8 protein-coding genes are annotated in these 8,723 nt (G+C 67.8%); 4 read left to right on the plus strand and 4 right to left on the minus strand.

Annotated elements, in window-relative coordinates:
* Positions 1-88: 88 nt before the first annotated feature.
* Together ACOJSF_RS14240 and ACOJSF_RS14245 are read right to left on the minus strand one after the other, a co-directional pair.
* Complete coding sequence (locus ACOJSF_RS14240) at positions 89-1,141, minus strand: 1,9-bis(guanidino)-5-aza-nonane synthase (protein ID WP_420142860.1); 1,053 nt, start codon at positions 1,139-1,141, stop codon at positions 89-91.
* A 110-nt stretch (positions 1,142-1,251) separates the two neighbouring features.
* The gene (locus ACOJSF_RS14245) at positions 1,252-2,478 is read right to left on the minus strand and encodes a type III PLP-dependent enzyme (protein WP_420142861.1); all 1,227 of its coding nucleotides are present in this window, start codon (positions 2,476-2,478) and stop codon (positions 1,252-1,254) included.
* A 219-nt stretch (positions 2,479-2,697) separates the two neighbouring features.
* On the opposite strand from ACOJSF_RS14245, the gene ACOJSF_RS14250 reads away from it, so the two are divergent.
* The 4 genes from ACOJSF_RS14250 to ACOJSF_RS14265 all read left to right on the plus strand — a co-directional run bounded on the left by ACOJSF_RS14250 (position 2,698) and on the right by ACOJSF_RS14265 (position 7,194).
* The gene (locus ACOJSF_RS14250) at positions 2,698-3,621 is read left to right on the plus strand and encodes a threonine ammonia-lyase (protein WP_420142862.1); all 924 of its coding nucleotides are present in this window, start codon (positions 2,698-2,700) and stop codon (positions 3,619-3,621) included.
* A gap of 95 nt (positions 3,622-3,716) precedes the next feature.
* On the plus strand, positions 3,717-4,523 hold the full coding sequence (locus ACOJSF_RS14255; protein WP_420142863.1) for a DUF72 domain-containing protein: 807 nt from the start codon (positions 3,717-3,719) through the stop codon (positions 4,521-4,523).
* Positions 4,520-4,942 (plus strand): hypothetical protein, encoded by a 423-nt coding sequence (locus ACOJSF_RS14260; protein WP_420142864.1) that lies wholly within the window; start codon positions 4,520-4,522, stop codon positions 4,940-4,942. Before ACOJSF_RS14255 ends, ACOJSF_RS14260 begins: the two co-directional genes overlap by 4 nt.
* A gap of 140 nt (positions 4,943-5,082) precedes the next feature.
* Positions 5,083-7,194: an ATP-binding protein gene (locus ACOJSF_RS14265; RefSeq protein ID WP_420142865.1), complete on the plus strand. Its 2,112-nt coding sequence runs from the start codon at positions 5,083-5,085 to the stop codon at positions 7,192-7,194.
* Between the two features lie 10 nt (positions 7,195-7,204).
* On the opposite strand, the gene truA is transcribed toward ACOJSF_RS14265, so the two are convergent.
* Positions 7,205-7,942 (minus strand): tRNA pseudouridine(38-40) synthase TruA, encoded by a 738-nt coding sequence (gene truA, locus ACOJSF_RS14270; protein WP_420142866.1) that lies wholly within the window; start codon positions 7,940-7,942, stop codon positions 7,205-7,207.
* 79 nt (positions 7,943-8,021) lie between these two features.
* On the minus strand, positions 8,022-8,723 hold a 702-nt coding region (locus tag ACOJSF_RS14275), incomplete at its 5' end, for a methionyl-tRNA formyltransferase (protein WP_420142867.1).

Genomic DNA, 8,723 nt, shown 5'->3' on the forward strand with positions numbered 1-8,723 from the left:
CGCGCACGGCGCGGACGCTGACCGCAAAACAACCCCGCCGCCGGAGGGCCCGGCGGCGCTTCTTGTTCTCAGGCGCAAATGCCGTCGATCAGTCGAACAGCTTGGCCCAGCGATGCTCCGGCCGGCTCTTCCACAGGCCGCGATGATAGGCGTCGGACGCCAGCAGCGGCATCACGCTGCCCGCCTCGGCGAACACCATCTGCTCGATGCCGGTGTTGACCTTCCCCCAGCTTGCCGCCTCCTGCAGCGTCGAGGACGAGCAGGCGCCGTCGCGCACGTCGGCGACGGTGATCTGCACGGCGTATTTGTGCACCTCGACATCCTCGTGGCCCAGGATCTCGGCGCAGACGACCGTGTCCTGGATGAAGTTCTTCGGCACGCCGCCGCCGATCATCAGCAGGCCCGTCGTGCCGGCCTCGATCTTGATCTGCGTGAGCTCGCGGAAGTCGGCAATCGAGTCGATCGTGAGGTAGGGCTTACCCGCCTTCATCGCGTCGACCTGATGCTTGACGAGGCCGAAGCCCGCCGAGCTGTCGGTGAAGGCCGGGCAGAAGATCGGCACGTCATGCTCGTAGGCGAGCTTGACGAGGCTGTTCTCCTTCTTGCCGTGCTCGACCAGATATTTGCCCATCTCGCGGATGAAGGCGCGGCTGGAATAAGCCTTGGGCTCCAGCGTCTCGGCGATCTCGAAGATCGTGTGGTCGACGTTCTGGAGATCCTCCTCGTCGATATAGGTATCGTAGATGCGGTCGATGTAGAGCGAGCGCAGCGTGTCGTCGTCGGGGATTTCGAGCGCCTGATAATGCTTGTGGCCGAGGCCCTCGAAGAAATCCATGTCTACGATGGTGGCGCCGGTCGCGACGATGCCGTCGACCATGTTGTTGCGCACCAGCTCCGCATAGAGATCCATGCAGCCGGCGGCCGAGGTGGAGCCCGCGATCACGAGGAAGATCGAGCAGTCCTTGTCCTCAAGCATCTGGTTGTAGATGCGGGTGGCGCGCGCGAGGTCGCGGCTGGTGAAGCTCATCTTGCCCATCGAATCGATGATGGGGCGGGCGTCGAAGCTCTTGATGTCGATGTGCTCGACCTGGGTCGAAAGCAGCTCCGCCTTGCGGGTGTCGTTGATCTGGGGGTCGTTCACAGGAAGGCTCCCGTTCCTATCGGTGATGCCGCACGTCGTTCCGGGGACGCGGAATACCCGAACGGGAGGCCGGGCGAACCCGGCCTCCGTAGCTCATTCGATGCGCTGCGTTACAGCTTGACGACGTTTGCCGGGAACGCCGGTTCCGTCGCGCTATCGACATAAAGGCTCGTCATCGGCTCGTCCTCCAGTACCACCGTCTCGCCGGCGGTGAAGCCGTTGAAGGCGGTCCGCATCGCGCAGCCATAGGCGCCGAGCATGCCGATCTCGATATAGTCGCCCGGGCCGATATCGGCCGGTAGCAGGAACGGCCCCGCCATATGGTCGATGTCGTCGCACGTCGGACCATAGAAGCTGAATTCCATGTCCTTCGCGTCGGAGCCCTGCTCGCGGACGAGCGCGACCGGGAAGCGCCAGCCGACGTGCGCCGCATCGAACAGCGCGCCATAGGCGCCGTCGTTGATGTAGAGTTGATCGCCGCGCCGCCGCTCGACCCGCACCAGCAGGCTCGCATATTCGGCGCAGAGCGCACGGCCGGGCTCTGCCCACAATTCCGCCGAATAGCTGATCGGCAGCGCCTCGAACGCATCCTCGATCGCGCGGAAATAGTTCTCGAGGCCGATCGGCTCCATCCCCGGATAGACCGAGGGAAAGCCGCCGCCGACGTCGATCACGTCGACCGTCACCGCCGCCTCGACGATCGCCGCGCGGACGCGCGCGAGCGCCTGGACATAGGCCTGCGGGCTCATCGCCTGGCTGCCGACGTGGAAGCAGATGCCGAGCGCGTCGGCCGCCTGACGCGCGGCGAACAGCAGCGCCTTGGTCTCGTCCGGCGCGGCGCCGAACTTGGAAGCGAGGCTGAGCTTCGAATGCTCCGACGACACACGTAGCCGCACGCAGAGCGTGAGGTCGGTCGCGTCATCCGTCGCGCGCATGATCTTCTCCAGCTCCTCGATCGTGTCGAGGCTGAAGGTGCGCACGCCGTGAACGAAATAAGCCTCGCGGATCGCTTCCTCGGCCTTGACCGGGTGCATGAAGCACAAGGTCGCGCCGGGCGCGGCGCGCGACACGAGCCGCACCTCCGCGATCGAGGCCACGTCGAAATGCGTGATGCCACTTTCCCACAGCACGGCGATCAGCTCGGGCGACGGATTCGCCTTCACCGCGTAGAGCGAGCGGCCCTTGAACTTCTCCACGAAGAAGCGGGCCGCGCGCCGGGCGGCGTGCGGGCGGACGATCGTCACCGGCTGCACCGGCTGTCCGAGGGCGATGTCAAGAACGCTGCCGGCCTTGACGGGGGCGATCGCTAGCCCCAGCGCGCGAGGATGCTTGTGCAATTCAAGGGACCTCCAGTGCCACAGCCGGAGCCGCGGTCTTCAGTTAAGAAAATCACTGCCTTGCGGTGGAAGTCCCATGGGGCAGCGGAGGCGCTACATAGGGAGGGGGGTCCCCCCTGTAAAGTTGCAATCTCGCGACAGGGACGTGCGTTCCGAAACCTTGGATAAAGCGTGATGAATCAGCGGTCTAATGAACGGAAACGGCCGTCGCGCGACGGCGTGGAGAAGGCACGAACGCGCATTTCCGGAGTCGCGACGCGCACGCCGCTACTGGCGGTCGGAGAGGGCGGTAGCCGGATTTGGATCAAGGCCGAATCGTTGCAGCTGGGTGGCGCATTCAAGCTGCGCGGCGCGTATAACCGTCTGGCGCAAATAGGTGCGGAGCGGCGGCCGGCGGGCGTGGTCGCCTTCTCATCGGGCAACCATGCGCAGGGGGTGGCGCGCGCGGCGCGGATGCTGGACATGCCGGCGCTGATCGTCATGCCGGCCGACGCGCCCGAGGTGAAAGTTGCGGCGACGCGGGCGCTGGGCGCCGGGATCGTCAGCTACGATCGGGCGCGCGAAAGTCGTGAGGCGATCGCCGCGCACATCGCCGAGGAACGGGGCGCGGTGCTGGTGCCGTCGTTCGACGATGTCGACGTGATCGAGGGGCAGGGGACGGCCGGGCTGGAAATAGCCGACCAGCTTGGCCGCGCGCCTGCACGCGTGATCGTGCCGTGCGGCGGCGGCGGGCTGGCGGCGGGGATCGCGCTCGCCTTGCCGAACAGCGCGATCGTCACCGCCGAGCCCGAAGGCTGGGACGACATGGCGCGCTCGCTGGACAGCGGCGCGATCGTCGAGGTGCCAGCCGACGCGCCCCCCTCCGCCTGCGATGCGCTCCTGTCGCGGCGCGTGTCCGACCTGACGTTCGGGGCGCTGCGCGAGGCGGGCGCGCGCGGCGTGTGGGCCAGCGAAGCCGAGGTGCGTGCGGCGATGCGCTTCGCGTTCGGCATGGGGCTGGTGGTCGAGCCCGGCGGCGCGGTCGCGCTGGCGGCGTGGCTTGCGGGCAAGCTTCCGGAGGTCGAGGGCGATACGGTGATCGTCTGTTCGGGATCGAACGTCGATCCCGTCGCGTTCGCGGCGATGTTACGCGATAGTGCGTAAACCGCGTTCGCAGAGACGGTCGAAGCACGTTCCCCCACGGGTCGTTCATGCGTCCTTCGACTTCGCTCAGGACGAACGGTTCGGGAGGCAGATGCATGACAGGCCAAATTCGCGTGGGCATCGGTGGCTGGACCTACGAACCGTGGCGCGAGACCTTCTATCCGCCCAAATGGCCCAAGGCCCGAGAGCTGGAATATGCCGCGTCGCAGGTCACCGCGATCGAAGTCAACGGCACGTTCTACTCGACGCAGAAGCCCGCGACCTTCGCCGATTGGGCCAGGCGGACGCCCGACGATTTCCTGTTCGCGCTCAAGGCATCGCGCTTCTGCACCAATCGTCGCGTGCTGGCCGAGGCGGGGGAGTCGATCCAGCGTTTCGTCAACCAGGGGATAGCCGAACTGGGCGGTAAGCTGGGGCCGATCCTGTGGCAGTTCGCGGCGACGAAGCAGTTCGCTCCCGACGATTTCGGCGCGTTCCTGGCGCTGTTGCCGGCGAGCGTGGATGGCATCCCGCTGCGCCACGCGATCGAACCGCGTCACGACAGCTTCCGTGATCCTGCCTTCGTCGCGCTGGCGCGCGAGGCGGGGGTGGCGATCGTGTTCGCCGATGCGGACAAATTCCCGCAATTCGCAGACCAGACCGCCGGCTTCACCTATGCGCGCCTGCAGAACCAGCGCGCGGACGAGCCGACCGGCTATGCCCCCGCCGCGCTTGACCGCTGGGCGGAGGCGGCGCGGGAATGGGCAAAGGGCAGCGCGCCCGACGGCTATGCTTATGCCGGCGCTCCTTCGGCCTCCGCTGGCGGATCGCGCGACGTGTTCGTGTTCATGATCAACGGCGCCAAGGAACGCGCCCCCGCCGCGGCAATGGCGCTGATCGAGCGGCTGGGTAGTGGGACGTGACGCCAGACCACGCGATGATGGCGGTCGCCGAACGGCTGGCGCTGTTCCTGGAGCGGGGCGAACCCTCGCTGCTCGACGGGCTGTTCGCGCAAGGTGACGTAACCATCGTCGAGAATTTTCCGCCGCATGTCTTCAGCGGGCAGGATGGCGTGCGATCGTGGGCAATGCTGATGCAGCGACGCGTCGAGCACATCGTCCAGCTCCGTCACGTTTTCGGCCGGCCGCAGGACTTTTCCCGCAGCGAAAGCGGCGTCTATTTCTCGCTCCCCACCCGCTGGAGCGGGATGCAGGACGGGCATTCCTTTACCGAACTGGGTGCGTGGGGCTTCCTCCTGGTCGAACAGGACGGCGGGTGGCGTATTCGCGCTTATTCGTGGGGGCTCGTCAGCTTTGCCGATCGACAGGGCGGCGATCAGTGAGGGTTGGACGGCCGCCTGCCTAAGTCGCGAATGGCCGCTGCGCGGCGGTCAAGCCACCGCAAAAGTCGATTCCAGCCGGACTTTTGCATGGCCGCATGGCGGTTTCGGGCGTTATGCCGCCTCGCCCCCAAGGAAGCCGTGTGACCGACCTCGCCCCAAGCTCGCTTTCCCGTGACGCTCTCGAAGCCGAAGTGCTTCGCCTGCGCGCGGCGGCGAACGCGACGGCCGAGCCGGGGGAGGTCGCGTTCAGCAAGGAACGCTATCGGGCATTGTTCGAGGCGATCGACGACGGTCTGTGCATCATCGAATTCATCGACGGCCCACACGGCCCGTTGAGCGATTATGTCCATATCGAAGCCAATTCGGGTTACGAGCGCCATACCGGCATCGCGAATATCGTCGGCAAGACATTGCGCGACATCGCTCCGGACGAGGCCGACGGGTGGCTGGAACTGTATGGCAGCGTGCTGCGCACCGGCCGAACCATTCGCTTCGAGCGCGATTTCGTCGCCGCCGGGCGCGTCATCGAAGTCTCCGCCGCGCGCGTCGAGCCCGCCAGCCGGCGGCAGGTTTCGGTGCTGTTCCGCGACATCACCGAGCGCAAGCAGGCCGAGGCGGCGCTCCGGGCGAGCGAGACGCTGGCGCGGGAGAATGTCGAGCGGGTGCAGCTGGCGCTGGACGCGGGCGCGATCATCGGCACGTGGCTGTGGGATCTGCCTGAAAACCGTTTCACCGTGGACGAGCCGTTCGCGCGCGCGTTCGGGCTCGACATGCAGCCCGAGCGTGCGGGCATCGATCTGGAGGGGGTGCTGGAAAGCGTCCATCCCGACGACAAGGAGGGGCTCGCGGCGGCGGTAACACAGGCGCTGGAGCGCGGTGGCCCTTATGCCCATCAATATCGGGTCCGACGCGCGGACGGGCGCTATTACTGGATCGAAGGCAACGGGCGGGTCGATCACGGGCCCGGCGGCACCCCCTTGCGCTTCCCCGGCGTGCTGATCGACATTCAGGCGCGCCGCGCTGTCGAAGAGGAGCGCGACCGTGTCGCCGCGGCGTTGCGCGCGCTCAACGAGACACTAGAGCAGCAGGTCGCCGAACGGACCGCCGAACTGATGCGGGCCGAGGAGCAATTGCGCCAGTCGCAGAAGATGGAGGCTGTCGGGCAGCTGACCGGGGGCGTGGCGCACGATTTCAACAATCTGCTGACCGTTGTGCGCGGCTCGGTCGACCTGCTTCGCCGTCCCGGGCTCGCCGAGGAGCGCCGTACCCGCTACCTCGACGCGGTCGCCAATGCCGCGGATCGCGCGGCCAAGCTGACCGGCCAACTGCTCGCTTTCGCGCGGCGGCAGGCGCTGGCGCCCGAAGTGTTCGACGTGGGCCGGAACCTCGACGCCGTGCGCGAGATGATCGGGGCGCTGGTCGGATCGCGCATCGAGGTCGCGATCGACCTGCCCGACGACCCGCACTTCATCAATGCCGATCCGACGCAGTTCGACACGACCATCGTCAATCTGGTGGTGAATGCACGCGACGCGATGGCGGGGGCGGGCAGGCTGACGTTGCGGGTCGGGACGTCCGACCGCATCCCTCCGGTCCGATCGCATCCCGCCGTGCAGGGCGACTTCGTTACCATCACCATCAGCGACGAGGGCAGCGGCATCGGGCCGGAGGACCTGGATCGCGTGTTCGAGCCCTTTTACACCACAAAGGGTATCGGCGAGGGCACGGGGCTGGGGCTCAGCCAGGTCTTGGGGTTCGTGAAGCAATCGGGCGGCGACGTCGTCGTCGAAAGCCCGGCGGGCGCGGGCGCGATCTTCACCCTGTTCCTCCCGCGCGCCAACCCGCCCGAGGAAGGGGCACTCGTGCCGGCCGAGGCCCGTGACGCCGATCCGCGCCGCGGCGCAAGCATTCTGGTGGTCGAGGATGATCCCGAGGTCGGCGGCTTCGCCACCGCCATGCTGGCCGAATTGGGCTATGTCACGGTCTACGCGCCCAATGGCGCGGCGGCGCTGGCCGAATTGCGGAGCGATCCGGGCCGTTTCGACCTCATATTCTCGGACGTGATGATGCCGGGGATGAGCGGGCTCGAACTGGGCCGGCAGATCCGCGACCAGTATCCCGCGCTGCCGGTGGTGCTGACCAGCGGCTATAGCGACGTGCTGGCGAGCGAGGGCAGCAGCGGGTTCGACCTGCTGCACAAGCCCTATTCGGTCGAGCAGCTATCGCGGGCAATGCGCCGGGCCCTTCACTAAGCCCGCCGGGTCAGTAGCGCGCGCCGACGAAATAGAGGCCCTCCGCCGGCGCGTTGAGGCCGAGCGCGGCGCGATCGCGTGCCTCCAAGGCGGCGCGCAGGTCGGCGGCGGTCCACTGACCCTGACCGACCAGCGCGAGGCAGCCGACCATCGACCGGACCTGATGATGGAGGAAGGAGCGGGCGGCGGCCTCGACGATCACCTCGTCCTCCTCACGGCGGACGATCAGGCGGTCGAGCGTCCTGACCGGGCTGTCTGCCTGGCACGCGGCCGAGCGGAAGGTGGTGAAATCGTGCCGCCCGACCAGGATCTGCGCGGCGGCATGCATCGCGGCGGCATCGAGATCACGCGCGATCCGCCATGCCTTGCCGCGGTCGAAGGTGAGCGGCGCGCGGCGGTTGACGATGCGGTAGAGATAGGACCGGCCGACGCACGAGAAGCGCGCATGCCAATCCTCCGCCACCTCCTCGCACGTCAGGATCGCGACTGGGTTCGGGCGTAGGCGCGCGTTGAGCGCCTCCATCAGCCGAAACGGCGCGATCGGGCGGTCGATCGTGACATGCGCGCTCATCACCAGCGCATGGACGCCCGCATCGGTGCGGCCGGCGGCCTGCACGTCGGTTCGTTCGGCGGTGATGGCGAACACCGCTTCCTCGATCGCCTGCTGGACCGAGGGGCCGTGCGCCTGCCGCTGCCAGCCCATGAAGGGCGCGCCGTCATATTCGACGGTCAGGCGAAAGCGGGTCATCGGGCAGACCCTTCTCCCCGCCGGGGACAAGGTTGAGAGGTGGAGAAAGTGTGCGGATTATCGCACGTCCGGCGCACCCTCACCCAACCCTCTCCCTCGAGGGAAAGGGCTCCAGGCGCGTGCCCGCGGGAATGGGAAAGCCGCGCAGTAGTTCGGCGGCGGACATGACGCCGCGCCCGGCGCGCTGGACCTTGAGCGGGCGGAGAGCTGCCGTGCCGCAGGCGATGGTGAGCGCATCGTCGAGCACGGTGCCGGGCGCGCCTTCGCCCTCGGCCACCTCGGCGGCGAGGACCCGTATCCGCTCGCCCGCATGTTCGAACCAGGCGCCGGGTGCGGGCGCGAAGGCGCGGATCTGGCGCACGACCTCAGTCGCCGGTCGCGCGAAGTCGAGCCGCGCCTCGGCCTTGTCGATCTTGGCGGCGTAGGTCACGCCTGCCTCGGGCTGCGGCTCGGGCGGATAGTCGCCCGGCTCGTCGAGCACCGCGACCAGCAGGCGCGCGCCGATCGCGGCCAGTTCGGCGGTCAGCGTGCCGGCGTCCTTGTCGCCCACCGGAACGCGCTCGATCGCGAGCATGTCGCCGGTGTCGAGCCCGGCCTCCATCGCCATGATCGTCACGCCCGTTTCGTCATCGCCCGCGAGGAGCGCGCGCTGGATCGGCGCGGCGCCGCGCCAGCGCGGCAGCAGCGAGGCATGGACGTTGAGGCAGCCGTGGCGCGGCGCCGCAAGGATCGGCACCGGCAGGATCAGCCCGTAGGCCGCGACCACCGCGGCATCGAGATC

It is taken from the genome of Sphingomonas sp. (assembly GCF_048594985.1).
GTDB lineage: Bacteria > Pseudomonadota > Alphaproteobacteria > Sphingomonadales > Sphingomonadaceae > Sphingomonas_I.

Excerpts from the sequence above, each read along its gene's own strand:
- ACOJSF_RS14255 (WP_420142863.1), top strand. The coding sequence starts at position 3,717 with ATGACAGGCCAAATTCGCGTGGGCATCGGTGGCTGGACCTACGAACCG.
- truA (WP_420142866.1), bottom strand. The coding sequence starts at position 7,942 with ATGACCCGCTTTCGCCTGACCGTCGAATATGACGGCGCGCCCTTCATG.